The sequence below is a fragment of the Nonomuraea sp. NPDC050536 genome, assembly GCF_044457685.1.
Taxonomy (GTDB): Bacteria; Actinomycetota; Actinomycetes; order Streptosporangiales; family Streptosporangiaceae; genus Nonomuraea.
Genome location: NZ_JBITHD010000012.1, coordinates 218,542 through 244,050, shown reverse-complemented (window position 1 = coordinate 244,050; position 25,509 = coordinate 218,542). Strand labels below are relative to the sequence as shown.

Sequence of the window (25,509 nt, the reverse complement as noted above, 5' to 3'; positions counted from 1 at the left end):
CCTATGTCCATCGCCATCTTATATGTTGGCCAACACAGAGACTTCTCTCTTCTGGAGGTGTCATGCGTTGGGTCACCTATGCCTCGGTCAACGGAGACCGGGTCGGAATCCTCAACCGCGACCGGATCCACGCCCTGCCCGCCGGTGAATCCCTGCTCGGCCTGCTGTCGGCCGGCACGCTCGCCGAAGCGGGCGCCCGGGCGCTGGCCGAGCCCGCCGAGATCGTCCCCCTGTCCGCGGCCACGCTGCGCGCCCCGCTGCCCGAGCCGCCGTCCATGCGCGACTGCCTGTGCTTCCTGGACCACATGCGCAACTGCCTGCGCGCCGGCGGAGGCTCGGGCGAGCTGGACGACGTCTGGTACCAGATTCCCGCCTTCTACTTCGCCGCTCCCTCCTCGGTCATCGGCCCCCACGACGACGTGCACATCGCTCCAGGAAGCGCCTGGTTCGACTTCGAGCTGGAGATCGCCGCCGTCATCGGCGAGGGCGGCCGGGACCTGAGCCCCGAGGAAGCCGAGCGGCACATCGCCGGATACATGATCTACTGCGACTGGAGCGCCCGCGACCTGCAGCTCCTGGAAGGCCAGCTCAAGATCGGGCAGGCCAAGGGCAAGGACTGCGCGACCACGCTCGGGCCCTGGCTGGTCACTCCCGACGAGCTGAATCTTCCGCTGCGGGTCGAGGCCAAGGTCAACGGCCGGCTGATCGGCTCCGGCAGCACCGCGGCCATGGACTGGTCCTTCGGCGAGGCCATCTCCTACGCCTCGCGCGGCGTCGACCTGCGTCCCGGCGACGTCGTCGCCTCCGGCACCGTGCCCGGGTGCTGCCTCATCGAGCACCTCAGCCTCGCCGACCCGTCGACGTTCCCCGGCTGGCTGCACGACGGCGACGTCGTCACGCTGAGCGTCACGGGTCTGGGCGAGGTACGGCAGGCCGTACGCGCCTCCGCCCCGCCCCTGCCGCTCGAAGCCCGCCCGCGTCCCGACGCCAAGCCCCGGCCGCAGCGGGTGAACCGGGCACGGGCGGCCGTGCCGTACACCAGGGGACTGCACGAGGTCGGCGACCGGGTGTGGGCGTGGCTGCTGCCCGACGGCGGCTACGGGATGAGCAACGCCGGGCTGGTCGCGGGCCACGGGGCGTCGCTGCTGGTCGACACCCTCTACGACCTGCCGCTCACCACCGAGATGCTGGCCGCGATGAGCGGCATCACCGCGGCGAACCCGCTCACGCACGCCGTCCTGACCCACGCCAACGGCGACCACACCCACGGCGGGCAGCTGCTCGGCCAGGACGTGCGAGTGGTGGCCGCCGAGGGCACCGCGCGGGAGATGCGCACCGAGATCCCGCCGGAGATGACCCGGATGCTGCAGGTGGCGGACCTGGGGCCGGTCATGTCGCCCTACCTGCGCGAGCGCTTCGCCGCCTTCGACTTCAGCGGCATCACGCTGCGCACCCCCGACGAGACCTTCCAGGGGCGGCTCACGCTGGACGTCGGCGGGCGCGAGGTGCACGTCTTCGACCTGGGGCCCGCGCACACCGAGGCCGACTCGGTGGTGCACGTGCCCGACGCCGGCGTGCTGTTCGCCGGGGACCTGCTGTTCATCGGGTGCACCCCGATCGTGTGGGCGGGGCCGATCGCCGGCTGGATCGACGCCTGCGACCGCATGCTCGCCCTGGACCCGGCGGTCGTCGTGCCCGGGCACGGGCCGGTCACCGACCAGGACGGCATCCGCGACGTGCGCGGCTACCTGTCCTACGTCAGCGAGCAGGCCGAGGCGGCGCATGCCAAGGGGCTGGACTTCAAGGAGGCCGCCTTCGGCATCGACCTGGGCGAGTACGCCACCTGGCTGGACGCCGAGCGTGTGGTGGTCAACCTCTACCAGCGCTACCGGGAGCTGGACCCCGGCCGGCCCGCGGTCGACCGGATCCCCCTGATGGCGCTCATGGCCGAGTGGGCGGCCCGCCGCTGACGCGGGCACGCAGCCTGGCCACCACCTTCGGCCCGAAACCGCCGATCAGCGGCTCCACCACCGGACCCAGGATCCCCATCCCGGGAAACCGGAAGGCGCCGAGGAAGGCGAAGCGCGTGCGATCCCCGTCCGCGACGGCTGCCATCCCGCCGAGCAGGAACCGGCTCTGCATGACGCACCAGCCGGGACTCAGCACGATGTCGAAGCGGGCACGCAGGCCGACGTATCCACGCGCGCGAGCCTCCAGTCGCTCGCCGTGCTCGGCGGTGATCTGGAGCGAGCGCACGTCCGGCAACAGCTCGGGCAGCTCTCGCTCCAGATCGGCGGCCACCGCCCACACCGCGTCGAAGGGGGCGTCCACCACCTCCTCCACGAACAGCGCGCTCGGCTGGGCCGCCGCCAGGACGCGCAGCCGGGCGACGTTGTCAACCTCGGCGATCGGCCAGGTCATCGTTCCCACTCCTTCCTGAAGCGCCGCCGGGCCCGGAACAGCCGGGACTTCACGGTGCCCGCGGGCACCGCCAGCAGCGCGCCGATGCTCTCCTCGTCCAGCCCCTCCAGATCGCGCAGCACCAGTACACAGCGGTGCTCGGGCGAGAGGCGTTCGAGCACGTCACGCACGTCGGCCGACAGCTGCGGATCGCCGCGGTCGGGCACCTCGTGCAGCTCGGCGGGCCTGGCCCGGCCCGCCTTGCGCGCCACCTTCACCGCCTCCCGCACGGTGATCGCCCGGGCCCAGCCGAACAGCGCGGCGGGCTCCTTGAGCTGCTTGAGGTTGGTGAAGATGGCGATCAGCGCCTCCTGGGCCGCGTCCTGCCCGTCGTCCAGCGCGATCGGGCCCGCCAGCCGCCCCACATAGGGGGCCAGTACGGCCAGCAGCTCCTGCATGGCCAGCGCGTCGCCACGCTGGGCGGTGCGCACCAGCGCGGCGACGTCCGGTTCGGTTGCCACGTAGACCATTAGAGATCGCGCAGGAAAGGGACCAGCGTCCGGGTCAGCTCGTTGCCGTCGGGCGCGGCGAACAGCGGATCCAGGTGGTTCATCGTCCTGTCAGCCGCGTAGGTGGCGCGCGGGATCCGCGAGTGCTCGACCACCCAGCGGGCCGCGGTCAGCTCGGTGCCCTTGTCGAGCCCGGTCTCGAAGGCGTACAGCGGCACGTTCACCTCGCGGGTGTGCCACATCCGCAGGCCGAGCAGCTTGGCGGACTCGGTGTCGGCGTACGGGTCGACGGCGTCCAGGTCGATGCTGAGCCGCTTGGGCCAGTACCACTCGAACGTGGCCGGCTTCGGACCCGCCATCGCCTCCGCGACCCGCGACAGCGGGGTCATCCCGTCGTCGATCCAGTCGCCGTCCTCGCCCAGCCGCCCGGACACCACGGCCAGCGCGGGAGACGTGCCCGGCGCCGCCTGGACCAGCCAGCCCAGCAGGCCCGCGTTCGTCACCGGGCGCGGCGGGCGCAGCTTCTCGGGCAGCCTGTTCACCAGCGCCGACGGCTCGTGCGGGGCGCGGTGCGCGTACCAGGCGATCAGCTGGTACCAGATGGCCGCAGACTCGGGCTTGGCGCCCAGCCCGGTGCCCAGCGACAGGTACGTCTCGAACGGCTCGCCCTTGTCCAGCTCGGCCAGGCGGGCCTTGATCTCCTCCGGCGAGTTGTGGATCTCGCCGCCCTCGCCCGCGAACGCGCCGTGCACGCCGCCGTCGATCAGCACCAGCCCGTCCAGGTCCTGGTATCCGGGCCTGCCGTGGAAGTCCCACGCGGCGTAGGCCAGGGCGGTCGTCGCGCCCCAGGAGTGTCCGCCGAGCACGACCTGCCGCCTGCCATGATCGGAGGCCTTCAACACCACCGCGCGCAGGTCGTCCAGCGTCTCGCGCAGCCCCGGCCCCTTTTCCGGATTTTTCGGGCTTTGGTAGCGGCCGTCCAGGTAGTAGGTGGCCGGGTCCTTGGTCCGGAAACCGGTGAAGTCGGCCAGCCGCTGCTCCCTGCGGTCCACCGCCCACACCTGCGTGCTAGGAGTCCTGGCCGCCAGGTCCCTGGCCAGCTCGCGGAACCCATTGGCCGCGCCGTACCAGCCGGAGACCAGCACCACCACCTTCCTGGCCGCGGGATCGCCCACCTTCAGCACGTGCGCGTCATCGATCGAGACGTACGGCTCGGCCGTGCGGGCGGCGTGGGCCGCCGGCGCGACCCCGAACGCCAGCACCCCGGCGACGGCGGCGGCGAGCAGCTTCTTGGTCATCAGGAACCTCCCTTGTGTCGCCAGGAAGAGCACCCGACACTCTCGAAGGTTCCTGTGATTCAGCTCACAGCCGTGTGCCTGCCCGGCGCGCTTTTCGGCCGGCCACCTCTTCTGGCGAGTACGGCGTGCCGTAGCAGCGTGACGGCCAGGGCGATCAGCCAGGCGGCGACCATCACGCGGCCCGTGTCGTCGATGACCCCTCTTACCGCGGGGATTTGAAGCAGGTCGGCCCTCTTGACGGCCCAGAGCACGGCGTGGAGGCCCACCAGCGCGCCCGCCACGGCTCCCACGACGGAGGCGATCCTGCCCGCCGGCCACGTCAGGATCCCGGCCACGAAGATCACCAGGCCTACCAGGGCCAGAGCCGGTATGCCGATCCGAAGCGAGAGGTCCATCCAGTTCCAGGCCACATAGGCGAGGGCCGGGGGAGCCAGGAGCGCCATGGTGATCGCCGCGGGCCGCCGTATCGGCCACAGGGCCGTGACGAGCGCGAGAACGGTGATGGCGAGGATCGCGTCGCGCAGGTACTGCGTCGTGCTCCAGGCGCTGGACTGCGGCCAGCTGTCCCGGAACATGATGTTCGCGCCCGTCTGCACCAGCGCGACGATCCCCGCCAGCACGGCGAACGCCAGCCCGACCCCCGCGGTGCCCACGATGGATCCTGCTTCGTCCCGCGGTGCTGCAGGGGGCGCTATGTGGGCCGTTTGCGTTCCCATCAGCCGCCGGGTCTGTGCCACTGGAACGTCTCCCGTGACCGTGGCCAGCAGGTCGGCGGCCGTCGGACGGGCGGCCGGGTTCTTGGTCAGGCACGCGGCCAGCAGCGGGCGGAGGTTCTCCGGCACGCCGGTCAGGTCGGGTTCGTTGGTGAGGATGGAGTGCATGAGCGCGGGCATCGTCTCGCCGCGGAACGCCTGCCGTCCCGTCGCCGCGAAGACCATCGTGCTGGCCCAGCTGAACATGTCCGCCGCGGCCGTCACGGTGCCGCCCTCGAACTGCTCCGGCGCCATGTACGCGGGCGTGCCCATCACCGTGCTGGTCGCCGTGTGCTCCAGCGCCCTGGCGATCCCGAAGTCGATCACCACGGGCCCCTCGGGACCCATGATCACGTTGTTCGGCTTGAAGTCGCGGTGCACGACCCCCGCCCGGTGGATCGCCGCCAGCGCGGTCAGCGTCGCCACCGCCAGCCGCTCCAGCCCGCTCCCCGACCGCGGCCCTTCGTTCTTCACCAGCAGGTCGAGCGACGGCCCCGGGATGTGCTCACTGACGATGTACGGCCTGCCCTCCCGCACACCCACGTCCAGCACCCTGGCGGTACAGAAGGCCGCCACCCGCCGCGCCGCATCGGCCTCCCGCAGAAACCGCCGATGCGCGTCCGGGTCCGCGGCATGCAACACCTTGATCGCGACCCGCCCGCCGCCGGCGTGTTCCCCCAGGTAAACCGACCCCTGCCCGCCCCGCCCGAGCACACCGGTCACCACATAGTCACCGAGCCGCCGGGGATCCTCGGTCGCGAGTTGATGCACCCAACGACCTTATGACCCATTTCGCCCCACCGGTGGCTTGTTCGGCCGGACCAGAGCCGGGATCCTCCGCGCTTCTCGTTGTTCGGCGGTGCGGCTCTGCTCGGCGCAGTCGATCATCAGGCTGCAGAATGAGGTTGATCGCTTTCTTGCCGGGACAGTGCTTTAAGGGAGGGCTTCGGTGGGTGGGCGGAGATCGGTGTTATCAGGGCTGGTTGCTCTGGTGGTGGGGGTAGCGGGGTGTATACCGACGTCTCCGGCGATTGTGGGTCGTGTGGCGGTGACCGTGGATGGGCGGCATCGGCCGGTGTTGGCCTTGGCCTGGTGTGATGAGCAGCCGACCTTCGTGGTCGTCGATCGGCGGGGTGCACGGGGTGTGTGGCTCGAGACGGTCCGGTTGACGGCACCCAAGCTGCAGGGGAAGTCGGCGAGGGTTTCGTTGGCGGAAGCGGCCGATGGGTGGGTCATCGCGCGCGGGAAACTCGAGTTCGACGTCGGCGCGACTTACAGAGTTGCTGCAGCGGGGAAGACGCCGTATTCGTCGTTTTCGTCTGTTGACTTCAGGCCTGCCGAGTTCGGCTCGATGAGGGCGGACAAGATGCTTGTTCAGCAAAGGGACCAGAAGGACGCAGAGGTGGATGTGCTGCTGACGCCTCAGGAGTTCGAGGCTTCGGCCAGGAGTTCCTGCCCGCCCAGGTGAGACGCGGCGGTCATTCATCGACCGTATCTCGGGCCTCCACGGATGGCTCAGAGGAAGTAGAGGCGGTTGAGGCTGACGGTTTCGGCGGGTGGGGAGGAGATGGGCTGGTCGTCGAGCGTGACCCTGCCGGTGGCGGCGTCGACGCGGACCTCGCCGGTGCGGGTGTTGCGGACCATCGCCGTGCCGCCGATACCGCGCGTGTCGCGGATGCCGACCGCGCGGCGACGGGTGCGCAGGTTGCCCGAGGCGGCCGCGGCCTGGCTGACGAAGGCGACCGACAGATCGGCGGCGGTGGCACCGTAGGCCCCGAACTGGCGGCCGAGGACGAGCGGCTCGCAGGCGTCGGTCGAGGCGTTGGGGTCGCCGGTCACGCCGTAGGCGGGGAAGCCGGCCTTCAGCACGAGCTGCGGCTTGGCCCCGAAGAAGGCGGGGCGCCACAACACGAGGTCGGCCAGCTTGCCGACCTCCAGAGAGCCGATCTCGTGGGAGAGGCCGTGCGCGATCGCCGGGTTGATCGTCAGCTTGGCGATGTAGCGCAGCACCCGCTCGTTGTCGTCGGAGCCCTCGGCGCCGAGCTCGCCCTTCATCTTGGCGGCCATCGCCAGGGTCCGCCGCACGGTCTCCCCGGCCCGGCCCATGCCCTGCGCGTCGGAGGAGGTGATGGGGATGACCCCCAGGTCGTGCAGGACGTCCTCGGCGCCCATCGTCCCGGCCCTGATCCGGTCGTGGGCGATCGCGGCGTCGCCGGGCAGGTCGGTCTTGAGCCCGTGCGCCGAGACGATCATCCCGAAGTGCTCGTCGAGCGCGTCGCGCCCGAAGGGCAGCGTGGGGTTGGTCGACGATCCGATGACGTACGGCACGCCCGCCATCCGCAGCACGTCGGGGACGTGGCCGCCGCCGCATCCTTCGATGTGGAAGGCGTGGATGGTCCGCCCATCCAGTACGGCCAGGGTGTCCGCGACCGACAGGCACTCGTTGAGCCCGTCGGTGTGCAGGGCGACCTGCACGTCGTACTCCTCGGCCACGCGCAGCGCGGTGTCCAGGGCACGGGTGTGGGCGCCCAGGTCCTCGTGCACCTTGAACCCGCAGGCGCCGCCCTCGACCAACGCCTCGACCAGCGGTGCGGGCTCGGAGGACGAGCCTCGGGCCAGGAACCCGACGTTGACGGGCCAGGCGTCGAAGGAGTCGAAGGCGTGGCCGAGCGCCCACGGCGAGTTCACCCCGACGCCCCAGACGGGGCCGAACTCCTGCCCGATGATCGTGGTCACGCCGGAGGCCAGGGACGCCTCCATGATCCGGGGCGACATCAGGTGCACGTGGGTGTCGATCGCTCCGGCGGTGGCGATGAGCCCTTCGCCGGAGACGATGGTGGTGCCGGTGCCGACCACCACGTCCACGCCGTCGAGTGTGTCGGGGTTGCCGGCTCGGCCGATCGCGCTGATCCGGCCGTTCCTGATGCCGATGGAGACCTTGCGGATGCCGAGCATCGCGTCGATCACCAGCACGTTGCTGACGAGCAGGTCACAGGTCTCGCGGACCGAGGCGGCCTTGAGGTGGAGCCCGTCGCGCGCGGTCTTGCCGAACCCGGTGAGGAACTCGTCCCCCGGCCGCTGGGCGTCGTGCTCGACCCGGACCACGAGCCCGGAGTCGCCCAGCCGTACCAGGTCGCCGGTGGTGGGGCCGTGAACGGCGGCGTAGGTCATGAACTGCTCTCCTCACAGTCGAGATAGCCGCATGCGCGGGCGCGGTGCAGCGCCCGCTCGCGGGCTCCTGGCGCGTCGAGCGGGCCGTCGACCAGCCCGGCGAAGCCGATGGCCACGCGCTCGCCGCCGATCGGCACGAGCGGCACGTCGACCACGGCACCCGGGTCGAAGCGCAGCGTGGACCCGGCCGGGATGGCGGCGCGCAGCCCGTAGGCGGCCGCCCTGTCGAAGCGCAGGCGCGGGTTGACCTCGAAGAAGTGGAAGTGCGAGGTGACGCTGATGGGCACGGTCGTCGTGTTGGTGACCTGGACGGTCGTCACCGCCTCCGGCACGTGCTCGCCGTTCGAACCGGGAACGATCGCCCCCGGCGCGTCCGAGCCGAGCGAGCCGGAGCCGATCGGGTCGGTCACCACGGCCAGCCGCGTCCCGTCGTCGAACACCGCCTCCACCTGCACCTCGGTGACGATGTCCGCCACCCCGGGCAGCACGTCGTCGGCGCCGAGCACGGCCCGCCCCGCGGCGATCGCCTCGGCCAGCCGGGCGCCGTCCCTGGCGGCCTCGCACACGGTGTCGGCGACGATCGCGGTCGCCTCGGGCACGTTCAGCCGCAGCCCGCGCGCCAGCCGGGCCCTGGCCAGCTGCGCGGCGGTGAACAGCAGCAGCCGGTCCTGCTCTGTCGGGGTCAGACGCATTCTGTTTCTTCCTAGGTGAGAGTACGGCGGGCTGCGGCGATGCGGCCCGGGTCCCATCCTGGCCGGGGGACCGAGTCGAGCAGCAGCCGGGTGTAGGGGTGTTCCGGCGAGGTCAGCACCTTGCCGGTGGGCCCGCGTTCGACGACGGCGCCGTGCCGCATGACGACGAGGTCGTCGGTGACGGCGCGGACGACGCCCAGGTCGTGGGTGATGAACACGTAGCCGACGCCGGTCTCGGCGCGGATGCCGGCCAGCAGGGTGAGGATCTGCGCCTGCACGGATACGTCGAGCGCGGCGACCGCCTCGTCGAGCACGAGCACGGCCGGTTCGACGGCCAGCGCGCGGGCGATGGCCACCCGCTGCCGCTGCCCGCCGGACAGCTCGCGCGGCAGCGCGGACGCGGCCCGCTCGCCCAGTCCCACCAGGTCGAGCAGCTCGGCGACGCGGGCGCGGTGGTCGCGCCGGGGGAAGTGCAGCCGGAGGGTCTCGCGCAGCGCGGAGCCCGCCGGGATCCGGGGATCCAGGGACAGGAACGGGTCCTGGAACACCATCTGCACCTCGCGGGCGCGCCGCAGCCGGGCGGTGGCGCGGTCGCGCCCTTCGACGGTCACCCGGCCCGCGTCGGCCCGCTCCAGGCCGACGATGATGCGGGCGGTGGTGGTCTTGCCCGAGCCCGACTCGCCCACCACGCCCAGCGACTGGCCGCGGGCCAGCGTGAAGGACACGCCGTCGACCGCGCGAACAGTCCCGTAGGACTTGACCAGGCCATCCACTCTCAGAACTTCATTCATGGTGGCAGGCGACCCCCTCCAGCAGACGTGGCCGTTCGGTATGGCAGCGCTCGATCACCCGTGGGCACCGGTCGGCGAACGGGCAGCCGAACAGCTCGCGATCCAGGCCGGGCGGTTGCCCCTGGATGGCGGCGGGCAGCTGGTCCGGCAGGTCGAGGCGCGGCGTGGCGGCCAGCAGCGCGGCCGTGTAGGGGTGGCGCGGGGCGGCGAACAGCTTGCCGGCCTCGCCGTGCTCGACGATCCGCCCGGCGTACATGACCGCGACGCGGTCGCTGATGGCGGCGGCCAGCTCCAGGTCGTGGGTGACGAAGAGCATCCCGGTGCCGAACCGGCCGCGCACCTCGGCCAGCAGGGCCACGATCTCGGCCTGGATGGTGACGTCCAGCGCCGTGGTCGGCTCGTCGCACAGCAGCAGCCGCGGATCGCCCATCAGCGCGGCGGCGATCATGACGCGCTGCAGCATGCCGCCGGACAGCTCGTGCGGATACTGACGCAGCACCCGGTCGGTCAGCCCGACGGCGGAGAGCATCTCCGGCGCCCGGTTCACCGGGCCGCCCTCGGTGAGGAAGTCGCCCAGCCGCCGCACCGGGTTGATGCCCGCCCGCGGGTCCTGGAAGATCATCGAGACCGTGTGGGAGCGCAGGTCGCGAAGCCGGGCGGGCCGCATCGCCGGCACCTCGTCGCCGGCCACCCGCACTGAGCCGCCCGCGACGGCCCCGCGTGGCAGCAGCCCGAGCGCGGTCCGCAGGGTGAGCGACTTGCCCGAGCCCGACTCGCCGACCAGCGCCACGATCTCGGCGGCGCCGACGGTCAGGTCCACCCCGTCCAGTACGGGGCGTGCCGTACGGGGCAGGCGCAGGGTGAGGCCCTCGATCTCCAGGACGTTCACGACCGCCTCCTGGCGACCCGGTCGGCCCAGTGCTCGCCGACGACGTTGAAGGCGACCACGGTCAGCACGATCGCGGCGCACGGCAGGATCGCCGACAGCGGCCTGCCCTGCAGCAGGGCGGTCTGCCCGGCGTTGACCATCGCCCCCCAGTCCGGCGTCAGCGGCGGCACGCCCAGGCCCAGGAACGACAGCGCCGCCAGGTCCAGCAGCGCGTACCCGAAGTTGACCGTGGACTGGGCCAGCACGACCGGCGCGATGTTCGGGATCAGGTGGCGCAGGCAGATCGCCGGCCCGGAGAACCCCTGGACCCGGTAGGCGGCCAGGTAGGGCCGCTGCCGCTCGCTGACCGTGAGGCTGCGGGCCAGGCGGCTGACGAACGGCGCGTACGCCAGGGACAGGGCGATGACCGGGGCGGCGAGGCCCTCGCCGTACAGGGCGACGAACAGGATGGCCAGCAGCAGGCCCGGGAAGGCCAGCAGCAGCTCGCCCCCGCGCGAGAGCAGGGAGTCCAGCCAGCCGCCGCGCCAGCCGGCGGTCACCCCGACGGCCAGGCCGAGCACCGTCGAGCAGGCGACCACGCCGAGCGGCCCCAGCAGGGACGTGCGCGCGCCGAGCAGCAGCCGCGACAGGGTGTCGCGGCCCGAGCCGTCCACGCCGAGCAGGTGGGCGGGCGACGGATCGGACAGCGCGGCGCCCAGGTCGGTGGCGTTGGGGTCGGCGGGCGCCAGCCAGGGAGCGGCGACAGCGATGGCGACCACGAGACATGCCATCGTCAGGCAGACCAGATGGAGCGTCCTCATGAGAGCCTCACCCGAGGGTCGATGAGCGGGTACAGCAGGTCGACGATCAGGTTGACCAGCACGAACAGCCCCACGACGAGCAGGCTGACGGCCTGCACGACGGGGAAGTCCTTGACCGCCACCGAACGGGCCAGGAACTCGCCCAGCCCGCCCAGGCCGAAGGCCGACTCCACGAGCACGGTGCTGATCACCAGCCCGGACACGGTCAGGCCGCTCATCGTGACGATCGGGCCGAGCGCGTTGCGCAGCACGTGGCGGCGGATCACCGTGCGCTCGGGGACGCCGCGGGCGCGGGCCACCTCGACGTGGTCGCGGCCGAGCTCGTCCAGCATCGAGGACCTGGTCACCCGGGACAGCACGCCGGTCCAGTAGAGCGACAGCGCGACGGCGGGCAGGGTCAGGTGGTAGAGCATGTCGCCCAGGCCCTGGCCGCCGCCGATGGTCGGGAACCAGCCGAGCCGTACGGAGAACAGCCACAGCAGCACGATCGCCGCGACGAACGACGGGGTGCCCAGCGCGACGGTCGTCACGACCAGCACGGTCGAGTCCAGGCCGCCGCCGCGGACCGCGCTGACGCAGCCGAGCCCCACCCCCAGCACGACGACCAGCGCGGCGGCCATCGCGATCAGCAGCAGGGTGGTGGGCAGGCGCGCCTCGATCAGGCCGAGTACCGGGCTGCGGTACTGCGTGGACTGGCCCAGGTCGCCGGTCAGCACCCGGCCCAGCCACTTGGCGTACTGCAGCAGGAACGGATCGTCCAGGTGGTAGCGGGCGCGGATGGCGGCCAGTGCCTCGGGGCTGGCCGCCCGCCCGCCGAGCAGCAGGGTCTCCGGCCGCCCCGGGGCCAGGTAGATCGCGCCGAACACCAGGAACGAGGCCGCCAGCAGGGTCCCCGCCAGCCACGCCAGGCGCCGCAGCAGGAGCCTCATCCTGCCGCACCCACGTCGGCCGCCCACGGGTAGTACATATAGGAGATCGTGGTGGGCGCCCCGGTGATCCGGCTGCCGAGGAACAGGCTGGTGGGCCACTCGGCCACCGGGATCCACAGCGCCTGGTCGACCGCCTTGCGCTCCAGCCGGGCGGTCAGCGCGGCCCGCTTGACCGGGTCGTACTCGGCCAGCGCCTGGTTGACGAGCTTGTCGTAGGCGGGGTCGCTGTACCCGGTGTAGTTCTCGAAGTCGCCGGTGCGGAAGAGCGCGTAGCTCGCCAGCGGGTCGGTGACCGACAGGTAGTAGGTGTTGGGGAACAGGTCCACCGCCGCCCGCGCCTGCGGATCGGAGAACAGCGAGGTGTAGGCGTCCGGCGCGATGGTCTTCAGCTCGATGCGCAGGCCGATCTGGGTTCCCGCGGCCTGGACGGCGGTGGCCAGCAGCGACACGTCTGGCCCGATCGGGCTGGTGGCCACGACGACCTTCTTGCCGGTGGCGCCCGCCTCCTTGACGAGCTGCTTGGCCCGGGCGAGATCCGGGGTCTCGGGCGTGGTGACGCCGGGAGTGGCGCCCTGCCAGGCGTCGCGGGGCGCCGGGGCGGCGGACAGGGAGCCGATCCCGGCCAGACCGGTCTTCAGGAATCCCTGGCGGTCCAGGGCCAGCATGAGCGCCCGGCGGACCCGGACGTCGCCGATGGCGCCCTTGAGGTTCGTCACGCTGAGGTTGACCGTGGTCAGGCTCTTGCCGAAGTAGAGCCGTCCCTTGCCGCTGGACTGCAGCCTGGCGTAGCTGTCGGGCGTGATCAGGTAGCCGCCGTCCGCCTCGCCGGTGACCATGGTGGTGGTCCTGGCGTTCACGTCGGGGACGAACCGGAAGATCACCTTGCCTGCCCTCGCCCGCCTGCCCCAGTAGCCGTCGAAGCGGTCCAGCTCGATCGACTGGCCCTTGGTCCAGGTGCCCAGCTTGAACGGCCCGGTGCAGTCGGTGGGACTCTTCGCGCTGGCCACAGTGCCGGCCGAGGTGGCCATCCACTGCGGGAACAGCGCGTCCGGCCGCTTCAGCTTGACGGTTACCCGCATCGGGCCGGTCTTGGTGACCGACTGGACGTTGCTGACCGCCTTGTTCCAGTACGAACCCAGGGCGGGATCGAGGTGGCGGCGCAGGCTGCGGACCACGTCGTCGGCGGTCATCTCCCCTCCGCCGTGGAAGCGCACGCCGGGCCGGATCGTGTAGACGAAGGTCTGCTGGTCGGGGTTCGTCACGCGCGTGGCCAGCCCCGGCTCCATCGTGAGCTGCGGCGTCCAGCGCATCAGGCTCTCGCAGACGTTGGACAGGATCATGTTCTGCGGGTAGTCGAAGGCGTAGATGTAGTCGAGGTTCGGTGGCTCGGCGTACAGCGCCCAGGTGAAGGAGTCGATGTCCCCCTTGGGCGGCGGCGTGCTCGCCGACAGCGTGTAGGCGGGGGTGGGTGGCGCCGCCGTACCGCCGCACGCGGTCAGCAGGAGCGCGAGCGGGACGACCAGATATCTGCGCACGGCGACCTCCTAGGCGGGGATCTGCTGGGTGATGCAGTGCACGCCGCCGCCGCCGAAGGCGATGGTCGGCGTGCGGACCCCGACGACCTTGCGGTCGGGGAACGCCTCGGCGATCACGGCCAGCGCGCCCTCGTCGTCGGGCACCCCGGCCACCGGCACGACCACGCCGCCGTTGGCGACGTAGAAGTTCAGGTAGCCGACCTCGGTCCGCACGCCGTCCACGGGCACGAACGCGCTCTGCGGCAGTTGCGTGATCCGCAGCCGGCGGCCGCGGGCGTCGGTCGAGGCCTCCAGTACGGCCAGGTTGGCCCGCATCCGCGCGTGGTCGGGGTGGCCGGGGTCGGAGGGGACCGAGACCAGCACCGAGCCGGGCGCGGTGAAGGCGCACACGCCGTCCACGTGGCCGTCGGTCTCGGTGTCCTCCAGGCCGCCGTACGGCAGCCAGATCACCTTCTCCACGCCGAGCCTGGCCTTGAGCTCGCGCTCGATCTCCTCGCGGGTCCAGCCGGGGTTGCGGTTGGGGTGGAGCAGGCACTGCTCGGTGGTGATCAGCGTTCCCTCGCCGTCTACGGTGACCGAGCCGCCCTCCAGCACCATCTCGGAGCGGATCGCCTCGATGCCGAGCCGCTCGAGCAGGGCCGCGGTGACACGGTCGTCGGCGTCCCAGGGGGAGTGCTTGCCGCCCCAGGAGTTGAAGCGGAAGTCCACGCCGGCCCGGCGGCCGTCGTCTCCCCTCAGGATGATCGGGCCCGAGTCGCGCAGCCAGGAGTCGTCGATGGGCAGGGCGATCACCTCGACGCCCTCGCCGCAGGCCGCGCGCGCCTGCTCGACCTGGTCGGGCAGGGCCACCATGGTGACCGGCTCGAAGGCGGCGACCGCCCTGGCCACGGCGGCGTACTCGGCCCTGGCCTCGGCCAGGACGTCTCCCCACAGGTCCTCACGGGTGGGCCAGGCCATCAGGCAGCGCTCGTGCGCGGACCACTCTGCGGGCATTCGCATCTTTCCTGCACCTCCTCCTGACTGAAATTTCAGTCAGTTTTCGCGTGCCTGCTATGGTGAGGTCTGACTGAAGATTTGGTCAAGGGGGGCGATGTGTCAGATCGGCAGACGGCGATCCTCGAGGCGGCCACGCGGTGCATCGCCCGCAAGGGCGTGCGCGGGCTCCGGGTCGAGGAGCTGGCCGCGGAGGCCGGGGTTTCCACGGCGCTGATCTACTACCACTTCGGCGACCGGGCCGGGCTGCTGCGCCGTACCTTGGAGTTCATCAACGATCGGGCCGACCGTTACACGGCCGCGGGCGTCACCCCGGAGGGGGAGCCGCGCGCGATCCTGGAGCGGACGCTGCTGCTCGAGCTGCAGGACGAGCCGTCCGTGCGGGAGAACAGCACCGCCTGGGGAGAGCTGCGGGCCAGCGCCATCTTCGACCCCGACCTGCGCGAGCAGCTGGGCCTGTCCACCCGGCGGTGGGTGGAGGACATCGCGGAGCTGGTCAAGGGCGTGCGCCCGGACGCCTCCACCGACGCGGCGGAGAGGCTCACCGCGCTGGTGGAGGGGCTGAGCGAGCGCTGGCTCAGCGGTTCGATCACGTTGGAGCGGGCGCGCGAGCTGCTGCGCGGCGGCATCGCGCTCGAGCTGGGGGACGCCGGCTAGGCGGGCTGCTGCATGGTGACGCAGTGCGCGTCGCCGCCCCCGCGGCCGTAGAGATTTCGGAGGCGACGTCTACACTCTCGGCCCATGACCGATGTGGACGAGTACGGCCGTCCCGAGCCGCCACTGGCGGCCGGGGAGATCGACAGCATCCTGGGCTTCCTCGACTACCAGCGCGCCACCCTGGCCTGGAAGTGCTCGGGACTGGACGCCGACGGCCTCAAGGCGACCGCCGGAGCCTCGACGATGACCCTCGGCGGGATGCTCAAGCACCTGGCGCTCGTCGAGGCGGACTGGTTCTCCGTGTGGCTGCACGGCCACGACCCGGAGCCGCCGTGGAACACCGTCGACTGGAAATCCGACCCCGACTGGGACTGGCACTCGGCCGCCGACGACTCTCCCGAGCAGCTGTTCACGCTCTGGCAGTACACCGTCGAACGCTCCCGTGTCCTGGTCGCCGAGGCCATCGCCGACGGCGGCCTCGACCGGCTCGCGCGCCGCGGCTGGCCCGACGGCCGCTCACCCAGCCTGCGCTGGATGCTGCTCCACATGATCGAGGAGTACGCACGCCACAACGGCCACGCCGACCTGTTGCGCGAATCCGTCGACGGCCAGACGGGGGAGTAGCCTCACCCCTCCAGGTAGCGCAGTACCGCGGTCACCCGGCGGCTCACGCGGTCGGTCGGGGCCAGGTCCAGCTTGTCGAAGATGCTTCTGATGTGCTTGTGCACCGCGCCCTCGGTGATCAGCAGCCGCTCCGCGATCACGGAGTTGCCCAGCCCTTCGGCCATCAGCGCCAGCACCTCCCGCTCCCGGGGAGTCAGCCGGTCCAGCGGCCCCTGGCGGCGGGTGAACAGCTGCGCGATCACCTCAGGGTCGATCGCCACACCACCGGCCGCCACCCGCTCCAGCGCGTCGAGGAACTCCTTGACCTGCCCCACCCGCTCCTTGAGCAGGTAGCCCACCCCGTTCACCCCGTCTGCCAGCAGCTCGGTGGCGAAGGCCTGCTCGACATAGGCCGACAGCACCAGTACGGCCAGCTCCGGGTGCACCCGCCTGGCCTCCACCGCCGCCCTGATCCCCTCGTCGGTGTGGGTGGGCGGCATCCGCACGTCCACCACCGCCACGTCGGGCCGGTGCGCGGTCACGGCGGCCAGGAACTCGGTGGGATTGGCCGCGGCCGCGGCCACCTCGAACCCCTCGCCCCCGAGCAGCAGCACCAGCCCCTCGCGGAGCAGGGCGTCGTCTTCGGCGATCACGATGCGCACGGCAGTTCCACCTCTATCCTCGTCGGCCCGCCTTCGGGGCTGGTCACGGTGAAGGCGCCGTCGTGGGCCTCCACGCGGCGGCGGATCCCGGACAGCCCCGACCCGTCGCGTTCGCATGCTCCGCCGTGGCCGTCGTCCTCCACCGCGATCCGCAGCAGTTCGCCGCGCCTGGACAGCTCGACCAGGGCTCGCGTGGCATCGCTGTGCTTGGCCAGGTTGGTCAGCGCCTCGGCCACCGCGAAGTAGGAGGTCGCCTCCACCGACAGCGGCAGGTGCCCGAGCTCGCCCACGCGCAGCTCGCAGGGGACCGTGCACCCGGCGGCCAGCGCGCTCAGCGCCCCGGCCAGGCCCCGGTCCTCCAGGATCGGCGGCAGGATGCTCCGCACCACCCCGCGCAGCTCGGCGAGCGCCTGCTCGGCGGCGGTCTGCGCGCGGTCGAGCGCGGGCGCGGCGCCGGCCGGGTCGCGCTCCAGCGCCCGCCTGGCCGCCGCGACCATGACGACGACCGCCACCAGCCGGTTCTGCGAGCCGTCGTGCAGCGCGCGCTCGATCCTGCGCAGCTCGGCCGCGTGCGCCCGGAGCGCGCCCGCCCGGGTCGCCGTCAGCCTGGCGACCCGCTCCGACAGGTCGACGGAGGGATGCGGGGCGAGCAGCCGCCGCCCCGGCAGCGACTGCAGCCGGGCCATCGGCGGGCCGAGCAGGGCACTGGCGGCCAGCCACGCCAGCCCGGACAGACACACCACCAGCACCGCCGGCCAGGTGGTCACCGGGATGCCGAGCGACGAGCCCGCCTCCCCGGCCGGCAGCAGCCGCCACCACAGCGGGAAGGTCACGTCACGGAGCCCGATGATCGGCAAGGCGATCCCGATCAGGCCGAGCACGAGCCCGGCCAGGCCGTGCACGGCGAGCCAGCCCAGGTCCCGCCAGGTCGCCGGGTCGGCGTGCCAGCCCTTGGCCGGCCAGGCCTCCGGATACGGGCTGACCACCTGGTCGCCCCAGCGGCCCAGCCGCGCCCGCTCACGCTCGGCCACCGAGCGGGTCATCGACAGCATCGGCGGCACCATCGCCACGCCGACGCCGATCAGGCAGGTCGCCCCGACGAACAGCCAGCACACCAGCGTGCCGAGGGCCAGCAGCGCGGTGCCGAGCCCGCCCGCGAGGCGGTCCAGCGCCTCGAAGGCGTCACGAGTCACGCCCACACTGTAGGCCGCTCATCAGGGCCGACACACTCCAGCCTGCTCTACCACGAGGGGCCAGCGGGCGGGATTTCCTCAGGTGGGAGGCGTTCCTAGAGTGCCCGGTATGAATGACCCGTACCGCATCGAAACCCGCCGCCACGCGCCCCCGCGCAAGCCCTGGGCGCTTCGCGCGCTGCTGTGGGCCGTCCTCGTGGTCGCCGTGGCGATCAACGTCGTGGCCAACACGATCGGCGACGGCGGCCTGTACCTGGGACTCGGCTCGGGTCTGGTGGCGGTCGCCTGCCTCGTGGGCCTCGTGGTCCACCACGTCAGGTCGGGCCGCCGGTGACGGCGGCCGTCACCTTGGACAAGGTCACCAGGACCTACGGCTCGGTACGCGCGCTCGACGAGGTCACGCTCGACTTCCCGCGCGGCCGGTTCGTGGCCGTGATGGGGCCGTCAGGATCGGGCAAGAGCACGCTGCTCAACTGCGCCGCCGGGCTCGACCCGCCCACCTCGGGCTCGGTCGTGATCGGCGGCGTCGACCTGGCCCGCCTGTCGGAGACCAGGCGGACCGAGCTGCGCAGGCGGCACATCGGGTTCGTCTTCCAGTCCTACAACCTGCTGCCCGTCCTCGACGTCCAGGAGAACATCACACTGCCCCTCCGCCTGGCCGGAATCCGCCCGGACCGGGCCTGGCTGCGCGAGCTGATCGACCGGGTCGGCCTGAGCGACAGGCTGCACCACACGCCCGCCGAACTGTCCGGAGGCCAGGAGCAGCGCGCCGCGATCGCCCGCGCCCTCGCCGCCCGCCCCGACGTCGTCTTCGCCGACGAACCCACCGGCGCCCTCGACCGGACCAGCGCCTCCCGGGTGCTCGACCTGCTCCGCGAGCTGGTCGACGAGCTGGGCCAGAGCGTGGTCATGGTCACGCACGACCCGCTCGCCGCCGCCCGTGCCCACCAGACGCTGGTCATGGTGGACGGCAGGGTGGTGGACCTCCTGCACGCGCCCTCCGCCGACGAGCTGGCGGTACGGCTGGCCCACCTCACCGGCGAGCAAGGGGCCCGCCTGGTCGAGGACCCGGCATGATCAGGACCTCGCTGGCCCTGGCCCGGATCGGCGGACTGGTGGCCGTCTTCCTCGCCGTGCTGGGTGGGATGGCGCTGGTCACGGGGACCGGCGTGGTCGTGGAGTCCGGCCTGCGGTCGAGCGTGACCGCCCAGCGCCTGGTGAACGCCGACCTCGTGGTCGCCGCCAGGCAGTCGATGCCGCGCAAGGAGGACCTGCCGGTGGCGCTGCCCGAGCGGGCCGTGGTCCCCGCATCCCTGGTCACACGCCTGGCCCGGGTACCCGGCGTCGCGAAGGCCGTGGGTGACATCGGCTTCCCAACCGCCGCCGTCCCCGGCCCCTCGGCAGGCGATCCCGCGGTGGCGGGGCACGGCTGGTCGTCGGTAGCGCTCGCGGGACGCGTGAAGGAGGGGCGGCCACCGGCCGGACCCGGCGAGGTGGCTGTGCGGTTCGGCGAAGTCGGCGACATGGTGCGCCTGGTCGTGGCCGGTCAACCAGGCACCTACCGGGTGACCGCGCTGGTGGAGGCGCCCGGGATGTACTTCGCCGACGCCGTCGCGGCCGAGTTGGCCGGCAGGACGGCCGGGCCGCGGGCGAACACGGTGGACCTCGTCGCCCTGCGCCTGGCGCCGGGCGCCGGCCTCGAGGCCGTGCAGGACCGGCTGGCCGGGCTGCTCGGCGACCGGTACCAGGTGGCCGCCGGGCGGTTCAAGGGCGACGTCGAGGCGCCGGGGACGGCCGCCGCGCGCGGGCTGCTGGTGGCGCTGGCCGGCTCCATCGCCGGCATCAGCCTGCTGGTCGTCGGCTTCGTGGTCGGCGGCAGCCTGTCGCTGGCCATCAATCGGCAGCGCCGCGACCTGGCCCTGCTGCGGGCCGCGGGCGCCACCCCACGCCAGGTCAGGCGGCTGGTCGCGGTGCAGGGGCTGGCGGCGGCGGGGGCCGGGATGATCCCGGGGGCCTTCCTGGGCTACTACCTGGCGGGCAGGTTCGGCGACCTGCTCGTCGCCAAGGGGGTGCTGCCCGCCGAGCTGCCGCTGACCTACGATCCGCTGCCCTCCGTGGCGGCCGCGCTGCTGCTGGGCGCCGTGGTGCGGGTGGCGGCGTGGGCTGCCGCGCTGCGCGTCTCGCGGATCTCGCCTGTCGCGGGCGTGGCCCAGTCGCGCAGCGAGCCGCGCGAGCCTTCCCGTGCGCGGACCGGGGCTGGGCTGCTGCTGATGCTGGCCGCGGGGGTGCTGTCGGTGCTGCCGCTGTTGCTGCGCTCGGAGGTGGCCGTGATCGGTCCGGCCAACGCCGCGCTGCTCGCGGTGATCGGCCTCGCGCTGGCCGGTCCGCGGCTCGTCCAGGTGCTGACCGGCGTGCTCGCCGACCGGCTGCCCGCCGGGGTTTCGGCGGCGTTGTGGCTGGCCGTACGGAACTCGCGAGGCTACGCGCTCAGGACGGCAGGGGCGGTCGCCGCCCTGGGGATGGTGGTCACGCTGGGCGTCAGCTTCACCTACAGCCAGACCACCGTGATGGCGGCCAAGGCCGACGAGGTGGCGGCGGCCCTGCGCGGGCTGCGGGTCGTCACCGCCGAGGGGCTGGGTGGCATCCCGCACGGGCTGGCCGCCGAGCTGCGGGCCGTACCCGGCGTGGCGGCGGCCGAGGTGGCGACGACCACCGTGCTGACGCGCGGCCTGGCCTTCGGCGACGATCCGGGGCTGGACGCGCGGGCGGCGCTGGTGCTCGGGCCCGACGCGGACGGCGTGGTCGGCCTCGAGGTCGCGCGCGGCTCGCTCGGCGCGCTGCGTGGAGCCTCGATCGCGCTGGACGAACGGCTGGGCGAGATCGGCCAGACCCGGGAGCTGGTGATGGGCGACGGCGTGCCGGTCAAGGCGCGCGTGGTGGCCACCTACCGGCGCGCGCTCGGCTTCGGGCCTGTGGTGGTCTCCCGCGATCTGGCCGCCGGCCACACGACGACCGGGCTCGCCTCCGCGATCCTGGTACGGCCGGCCGGCGCGAACCTGGACGTCGTGCTGGCCAGATGGCCCGGCACGCGGCCGTCATCGGGACTGCCGTGGGCGTCGGCCGGGACGGTGCCCGCCGAGGTCATGGTGAATCTGGTCGTGCTGTTCGTGCTGCTCGGGTACGTGCTGGTCGCGGTGGCCAACCGGCTGGTGGTGACCACGACGGCCAGGCGGGCCGAGTTCGGCGCGCTGCGGCGGCTGGGCGCCACGCCCGGCCAGCTCGCCCGGATGGTCCGCTGGGAGGCGCTGGTGATCGCGGTCCTGGCGGCCGGATCGGGTCTGGCGCTGTCCGCGGTGCCGCTCGGCATGCTGAGCGTCGGCTTCCTCGGCCGTCCCTGGCCGGCGGGCCCCTGGTGGCTGGTGCCCGCCTTCTCGCTGATGGTCGCCGCGGTCGTCTGGCTCGCCTACGGGCTCACCACGCGAAGGCGGGGGACGGCAGACCCTGGCCCGCGCCGGGGATGACCAGCACCGACCCGGCGAAGGGGCCGGGATCGTCCAGGCCGATCGTGGCCGTCGTGACGTACAGGTCGCGCAGGTCCGCGCCGCCGAACGTGCAGGCCGTCGGCCGGGCGCAGGGCACCTCCACCACCCGGTCCAGCCGCCCGTCCGGCGTGTAGCGGTGGACGGCGGAGCCGTCCCACACCGCCACCCACGGGCAGCCGTCGGCGTCGACCGTCATCCCGTCGGGGAAGCCGGTGTCCACCGTGGCGAAGGTACGGCGGTCGTGCACCAGCCCCGTGTCGGTGTCCACGTCGAAGACGTCGATGCGCCGGGTGTGGCTGTCGATGTAGTACATCAGCCGGTGGTCCGGGCTCCACGCGATGCCGTTGCTGACCGTGGCGTCGGTGATGAGATCGATCGTCTCGCCCACCCGGTACAGGCAGCCGCCGCCCTCGCCCTCGTCGTAGCGCATGGTCCCGGCCCACAGCCGGCCCCAGGGGTCCACGGCCGCGTCGTTGCCGCGCCTGCCGGGCACCGGCCACTCGGCCAGCCAGCTGAACGTGCCGTCGGCGGAGTAGCAGCCGACGCCGTCGCGCAGGTTGACCACCAGCCCGCCGGAGGCGCGCGGCTTGGCGGCGCCCACGTGCTGGGAGGTGCGCAGAACCTCGTCGCCGCCGGGGGAGAGCTGGTGCACCCGGGCGCGCAGGATGTCCACGACGATCAGCCGCCCGGTGCGCGCGTCCCAGGTCGGGCCCTCGCCGAGCTCCGCGCCGAGCTCGTAGGCGACCTCAGCGCGCATCGAGCTTCGGGATCAGGCGGACGGCGTTGTCGCGATAGAGCGCGCGCAGCGCCTCGGCGGGCAGGTCGAGACCGCTGATCGTCCAACGGCCCATCAGCGGAGGGTCCTCGGCGGAGTGGGGGAAGGCCTCATCGGCGGTCTCCAGGAAGCGGAAGTGGGTGGCGTACGTGGCCGCGGCAGGAGGGAAGTCGTCCGTCCCGAACAGTACCCGGTCGGGGTGCCGCAGGATCAGCGCCCTGGTCGCCCGCGGGACGCGGCCCAGCTCGGCCAGGCGGGCGGCGATGTCGATGTTGAAGTTGGGATACGTGTCGAGCATCCGCCCCACCCAGCCCAGGTTCTCCGGGTAGCAGCCGGCGTGCACGCCCACGAAGGTCGTGTCCGGATTGGCCGCCACCAGGCCCTCCAGCGCGGCGATGAGCCGCTCGAAGCGCGGGAAGCGGGGATCGGCGAAGGACCACTCCGGGTGGGCCAGCAACTGCTCCACCCGCTCGTTGCGCTCGTCGGCCGGCTCGAAGAACGCCACAGGGTCCGCGGTGTGGATCCAGACGGGCAGGCCGAGCTCGGACGCCGCCCGCCACACCGGCGCCAGCCGTACGTCATCTGGGAGGACCAGCTCGTCGCGGTGGTCGCGGGCGTGCAGGCCGAGGTCCTTCCACACCTTCAGGCCCGCCGCCCCGGCGCGGGCCGAGGCAGCCAGCGAGGCGGCCATCCGCTCGCCGAAGCCGGGCACCTTCAGCTCGGTCAGGTCGACGTGGCAGAACGTGACGAACCTGCCTGGATGGGCGCGGTCGTAGCGGTCCAGGTTGGCCTCGAGCTCGTCTCCCCAGCGGCCGTCCAGATTGACCATCGTGGTGACGCCCGCGGCGTCCAGCATGGCGAGCAGGTCGTCCACCGACGGGACCATCCAGCGGCCGTCGCCGGTCAGCCAGCGGCCCAGGTGGGTGTGCGCGTCCACGACCGGGTGCGCGGCGCGCGCCACGTCGTGGACCTCGGTCACCACCTGGGCGACGGGCCGGTAGTCGGCGAGCCTCACCGGATGCCCGCGGGCATGAGGTCGCCGTGCGCCTCGATCATGGCGTCGACCAGCTGCCTGATCTCCGTCAACGACAGCGTCGCCGCGGTGTTCGGGTCGAGCATGGCCGCGTGGTAGACGTGGTCGCGGCGTCCCTCCAGCGCCGCCTTGAGCGTCAGCTCGCTGACGTTGAGGAAGGTGCGGTTGAGCGCGGCCAGCTGCGCCGGCATGTCGCCGATGCGGGTGGGCTGCACGCCCGCCCTGTCCACCAGGCACGGCACCTCGACGCACGCGTCGGCGGGCAGGTTGGTGATCAGGCCGTCGTTGCGCAGGTTGGCGTGCAGCACGCGCGGGGTGCCCGTCTCGATCGAGTGGATGATCTCCGAGGCCAGCTCGGAGGTGGGCTCGATCTCGACGCCCTCGCCCGCCGCCAGGGCGCGCTTGGCCTCGTCGTAGGTGTCCAGGTTCTCCTGCGACCACTCCAGGTAGACGCCCACCGGGATGCGGTGCTGGGCGATCTGGTCGTCGCGGTGCAGGAACCACGGCAGGTACTCCGAGCCGTGCTCGCTGGACTCGGTCGGGAAGTGGCCGAACGCCTTGTAGACGGCGACCCGGACCGTGCGCTGCAGCTCGGGGTCGGCCTCGATCACCTCGTCCAGGCGCGGGTAGAGGTTCTCGCCGCGGTGCTCGAAGCGCAGCACGAACGCCTGGTGGTTGACGCCGGCCGTCTGGAAGGCGACCTCCTCCACCGGCACCCCGACCAGGTTCGCCAGGCGGGCCTGCGTGTCGCGCACCGAGTGGCACACGCCCACGACCCGCTTGAACGGCGAGCCCTCGTAGACCGCGCGCGGGATCATCGACATCGGGTTCGTGTAGTTGATCAGCATGCTGGAGGGCGCCAGCTCGGCCAGGTCCTGACCCAGGGAGACCATGACGGGGATCGTGCGCAGGGCACGGAAGATCCCGCCGATGCCGAGCGTGTCGGCGATCGTCTGCCGCACCCCGAACCGCGCGGGCACGTCGAAGTCGGTCTTCGTGGCGTTGAAGCCGCCCACCGCGATCTCGTTGATCACATAGTCGGCACCCTCGACCGCCGCCCTGCGGTCGGTGCGGGACTCGATCCGCGTCCCTCTGCCCAGCTTGTCCACCATCCACCGCGCCATGGCCGTGGCGGTCTCCAGCCGTTCGGCGTCGATGTCGTGCAACACGATCGTCGCGGAGTCGGCGAACTCCATCGACAGCAGGTCAGAGAGGAGGTTCTTGGTGAACTCCACGCTCCCCGCGCCCATGAAAACGATCCTCGGCATGCCTTCTCCTCTCAATTCGGGCGAAGCAGCGCCCGAATGGGACTGTCGCCGCCCTCCATCAGGTTCGTGAAGATCCGCGCGCCCTCGTCCAACGGGTAACTGCGTACCCAGTGCAGCTCCCAGTCTGCGACGAGGCCGACCGCCTCCTCGAACTCCTCGTCGGTGTAGGCGAACGAACCGATGATCCGCTTCTCGGTCCGCACCAGTCCCGAGGCGTCGAACCCGGCCTCCGGGTTCGCCAGCCCCAGCCACACCGTGGTGCCGCCCGGCCGCAGCCGTTCGACGGCCTGCCGGTGCGTCTCCGGCGTGCCCACGGCGTCGAAGACCACGTCGTACTCGCCGGTCAGAGCGGGGACCGTGGCGTGCGCGCCCAGCCGGGCGGCCGCCTCCAGGCGCGAGGCCGCCCGGTCGGCGACCTCCACCCTGGCCGCGCCCTTGGCCAGCGCCACCGCCAGGCACACCAGGCCGATCGCGCCCGCGCCGATGATGCCCACCGTGCCGCCCTCGGGCCTGCCGGACAGCGACCACGCGTGCACGCCGTTGGCCGCGGGCTCCACGATCGCGGCCCGCTCCCAGCCGAGCTCCGACGGCAGCGGCCGTACGGCTGTCGCCGGCACGGAGACCCGCTCGGCGAACCCGCCGGAACGGTGCACACCGATGATCTGCCGCTCCCGGCAGATCTGGCGCAGCCCGCGCAGGCACAGGTCGCACCGCCCGCACGACAGGATCGGGTTGACCACGACCGGATCGCCCGCGTCGGTCATGCCCGCCAGCTCGTGCCCCATGATCAGCGGCGGGACGCGGAAGCCGGGTGTCTTGACGCCGTGTAGCTCGCTGCCGCAGATCCCGGCCGCGGCGACGTGCAGGAGAACCTCACCGGACCCGACCACCGGATCCGCCACGTCGTCGACCTCGACGACGCCCGGACCGGTGAAGACCAGAGCTCTCATCATCACCTTCCATCATACGGAATGCTATTCCGTATTATGGCCATGGATTGGAACGGGTCAAGTGCCC

Annotated in this window: 25 protein-coding genes; 7 read left to right on the top strand and 18 right to left on the bottom strand. The window is 72.3% G+C overall.

What is annotated here, in order from left to right; translation table 11 throughout:
* Window positions 1–62: 62 nt before the first annotated feature.
* Entirely contained in the window at window positions 63–1,970 is a 1,908-nt protein-coding gene (locus tag ACIBHX_RS31145) for a fumarylacetoacetate hydrolase family protein (RefSeq protein WP_397070892.1), read from the top strand.
* Here ACIBHX_RS31145 and ACIBHX_RS31140 read toward each other — a convergent pair.
* From ACIBHX_RS31140 to ACIBHX_RS31125, 4 genes are read right to left on the bottom strand one after another with little or no spacing between them, the layout of a single operon-like run.
* Entirely contained in the window at window positions 1,942–2,421 is a 480-nt protein-coding gene (locus tag ACIBHX_RS31140) for an SRPBCC family protein (protein WP_397070891.1), read from the bottom strand. The genes ACIBHX_RS31145 and ACIBHX_RS31140 overlap by 29 nt on opposite strands.
* Window positions 2,418–2,921, bottom strand: coding sequence for an RNA polymerase sigma factor (locus ACIBHX_RS31135; protein ID WP_397070890.1), 504 nt, complete (start codon window positions 2,919–2,921; stop codon window positions 2,418–2,420). The genes ACIBHX_RS31140 and ACIBHX_RS31135 overlap by 4 nt, the downstream gene beginning before the upstream one ends.
* 8 nt (window positions 2,922–2,929) lie before the next feature.
* A complete protein-coding gene (locus ACIBHX_RS31130) occupies window positions 2,930–4,207 on the bottom strand; it encodes an alpha/beta hydrolase (protein ID WP_397070888.1) in 1,278 nt (425 codons plus the stop codon).
* A gap of 59 nt (window positions 4,208–4,266) precedes the next feature.
* Window positions 4,267–5,730 (bottom strand): serine/threonine-protein kinase, encoded by a 1,464-nt coding sequence (locus ACIBHX_RS31125; protein WP_397070886.1) that lies wholly within the window; start codon window positions 5,728–5,730, stop codon window positions 4,267–4,269.
* Window positions 5,731–6,001: 271 nt separating this feature from the next.
* Here ACIBHX_RS31125 and ACIBHX_RS31120 point away from each other — a divergent pair, with 271 nt between their 5' ends.
* The gene (locus ACIBHX_RS31120; protein ID WP_397070885.1) at window positions 6,002–6,427 is read left to right on the top strand and encodes a hypothetical protein; all 426 of its coding nucleotides are present in this window, start codon (window positions 6,002–6,004) and stop codon (window positions 6,425–6,427) included.
* Between the two features lie 47 nt (window positions 6,428–6,474).
* Here ACIBHX_RS31120 and ACIBHX_RS31115 read toward each other — a convergent pair whose 3' ends face one another.
* From ACIBHX_RS31115 to ACIBHX_RS31080, 8 genes are read right to left on the bottom strand one after another with little or no spacing between them, the layout of a single operon-like run.
* Window positions 6,475–8,130: an urease subunit alpha gene (locus tag ACIBHX_RS31115; protein ID WP_397070884.1), complete on the bottom strand. Its 1,656-nt coding sequence runs from the start codon at window positions 8,128–8,130 to the stop codon at window positions 6,475–6,477.
* Window positions 8,127–8,822, bottom strand: coding sequence for an urease subunit gamma (gene ureA / locus ACIBHX_RS31110; RefSeq protein ID WP_397070882.1), 696 nt, complete (start codon window positions 8,820–8,822; stop codon window positions 8,127–8,129). The genes ACIBHX_RS31115 and ureA overlap by 4 nt, the downstream gene beginning before the upstream one ends.
* Window positions 8,823–8,833: 11 nt before the next feature.
* A complete protein-coding gene (locus tag ACIBHX_RS31105; RefSeq protein ID WP_397070881.1) occupies window positions 8,834–9,613 on the bottom strand; it encodes an ABC transporter ATP-binding protein in 780 nt (259 codons plus the stop codon).
* Complete coding sequence (locus ACIBHX_RS31100) at window positions 9,606–10,502, bottom strand: ABC transporter ATP-binding protein (protein ID WP_397070879.1); 897 nt, start codon at window positions 10,500–10,502, stop codon at window positions 9,606–9,608. Before ACIBHX_RS31100 ends, ACIBHX_RS31105 begins: the two co-directional genes overlap by 8 nt.
* Entirely contained in the window at window positions 10,499–11,302 is an 804-nt protein-coding gene (locus ACIBHX_RS31095; RefSeq protein WP_397070878.1) for an ABC transporter permease, read from the bottom strand. The genes ACIBHX_RS31100 and ACIBHX_RS31095 overlap by 4 nt, the downstream gene beginning before the upstream one ends.
* On the bottom strand, window positions 11,299–12,231 hold the full coding sequence (locus tag ACIBHX_RS31090) for an ABC transporter permease (protein ID WP_397070877.1): 933 nt from the start codon (window positions 12,229–12,231) through the stop codon (window positions 11,299–11,301). Before ACIBHX_RS31090 ends, ACIBHX_RS31095 begins: the two co-directional genes overlap by 4 nt.
* The gene (locus tag ACIBHX_RS31085) at window positions 12,228–13,766 is read right to left on the bottom strand and encodes an ABC transporter substrate-binding protein (RefSeq protein WP_397070876.1); all 1,539 of its coding nucleotides are present in this window, start codon (window positions 13,764–13,766) and stop codon (window positions 12,228–12,230) included. The genes ACIBHX_RS31090 and ACIBHX_RS31085 overlap by 4 nt, the downstream gene beginning before the upstream one ends.
* A 9-nt stretch (window positions 13,767–13,775) precedes the next feature.
* Window positions 13,776–14,765, bottom strand: coding sequence for an agmatine/peptidylarginine deiminase (locus tag ACIBHX_RS31080; RefSeq protein WP_397070875.1), 990 nt, complete (start codon window positions 14,763–14,765; stop codon window positions 13,776–13,778).
* 93 nt (window positions 14,766–14,858) lie between these two features.
* Here ACIBHX_RS31080 and ACIBHX_RS31075 point away from each other — a divergent pair, with 93 nt between their 5' ends.
* Both ACIBHX_RS31075 and ACIBHX_RS31070 read left to right on the top strand, forming a co-directional pair.
* Window positions 14,859–15,416 (top strand): TetR/AcrR family transcriptional regulator, encoded by a 558-nt coding sequence (locus ACIBHX_RS31075; RefSeq protein ID WP_397070874.1) that lies wholly within the window; start codon window positions 14,859–14,861, stop codon window positions 15,414–15,416.
* An 84-nt stretch (window positions 15,417–15,500) separates the two neighbouring features.
* Entirely contained in the window at window positions 15,501–16,040 is a 540-nt protein-coding gene (locus ACIBHX_RS31070; RefSeq protein ID WP_397070873.1) for a DinB family protein, read from the top strand.
* 2 nt (window positions 16,041–16,042) lie between these two features.
* Here the strand turns inward: ACIBHX_RS31070 and ACIBHX_RS31065 are convergent, their stop codons facing one another.
* Entirely contained in the window at window positions 16,043–16,681 is a 639-nt protein-coding gene (locus ACIBHX_RS31065; protein ID WP_397070872.1) for a response regulator, read from the bottom strand.
* The gene (locus tag ACIBHX_RS31060) at window positions 16,669–17,874 is read right to left on the bottom strand and encodes a sensor histidine kinase (RefSeq protein WP_397070871.1); all 1,206 of its coding nucleotides are present in this window, start codon (window positions 17,872–17,874) and stop codon (window positions 16,669–16,671) included. Before ACIBHX_RS31060 ends, ACIBHX_RS31065 begins: the two co-directional genes overlap by 13 nt.
* 109 nt (window positions 17,875–17,983) lie before the next feature.
* Here ACIBHX_RS31060 and ACIBHX_RS31055 point away from each other — a divergent pair, with 109 nt between their 5' ends.
* Genes ACIBHX_RS31055 through ACIBHX_RS31045 form a run of 3 tightly spaced genes read left to right on the top strand, consistent with a single transcriptional unit; the run spans window position 17,984 to window position 21,395 of the window.
* The gene (locus tag ACIBHX_RS31055) at window positions 17,984–18,208 is read left to right on the top strand and encodes a hypothetical protein (protein ID WP_397070870.1); all 225 of its coding nucleotides are present in this window, start codon (window positions 17,984–17,986) and stop codon (window positions 18,206–18,208) included.
* Window positions 18,205–18,951: an ABC transporter ATP-binding protein gene (locus tag ACIBHX_RS31050; protein ID WP_397070869.1), complete on the top strand. Its 747-nt coding sequence runs from the start codon at window positions 18,205–18,207 to the stop codon at window positions 18,949–18,951. Before ACIBHX_RS31055 ends, ACIBHX_RS31050 begins: the two co-directional genes overlap by 4 nt.
* Window positions 18,948–21,395 carry an FtsX-like permease family protein gene (locus ACIBHX_RS31045; RefSeq protein ID WP_397070868.1) on the top strand — a complete coding sequence of 816 codons (2,448 nt, stop codon included), beginning with the start codon at window positions 18,948–18,950 and terminating at the stop codon, window positions 21,393–21,395. The genes ACIBHX_RS31050 and ACIBHX_RS31045 overlap by 4 nt, the downstream gene beginning before the upstream one ends.
* On the opposite strand, the gene ACIBHX_RS31040 is transcribed toward ACIBHX_RS31045, so the two are convergent.
* Genes ACIBHX_RS31040 through ACIBHX_RS31025 form a run of 4 tightly spaced genes read right to left on the bottom strand, consistent with a single transcriptional unit; the run spans window position 21,346 to window position 25,445 of the window.
* Complete coding sequence (locus tag ACIBHX_RS31040; protein WP_397070867.1) at window positions 21,346–22,173, bottom strand: SMP-30/gluconolactonase/LRE family protein; 828 nt, start codon at window positions 22,171–22,173, stop codon at window positions 21,346–21,348. The genes ACIBHX_RS31045 and ACIBHX_RS31040 overlap by 50 nt on opposite strands.
* Window positions 22,163–23,206, bottom strand: a complete 1,044-nt coding sequence (locus ACIBHX_RS31035) for an amidohydrolase family protein (protein WP_397070866.1) — start codon at window positions 23,204–23,206, stop codon at window positions 22,163–22,165. The genes ACIBHX_RS31040 and ACIBHX_RS31035 overlap by 11 nt, the downstream gene beginning before the upstream one ends.
* Window positions 23,203–24,492 carry an alpha-glucosidase/alpha-galactosidase gene (locus tag ACIBHX_RS31030; protein ID WP_397070865.1) on the bottom strand — a complete coding sequence of 430 codons (1,290 nt, stop codon included), beginning with the start codon at window positions 24,490–24,492 and terminating at the stop codon, window positions 23,203–23,205. The genes ACIBHX_RS31035 and ACIBHX_RS31030 overlap by 4 nt, the downstream gene beginning before the upstream one ends.
* 11 nt (window positions 24,493–24,503) lie before the next feature.
* Window positions 24,504–25,445 (bottom strand): zinc-binding dehydrogenase, encoded by a 942-nt coding sequence (locus ACIBHX_RS31025; RefSeq protein ID WP_397070864.1) that lies wholly within the window; start codon window positions 25,443–25,445, stop codon window positions 24,504–24,506.
* Between the last annotated feature and the right edge of the window lie 64 nt (window positions 25,446–25,509).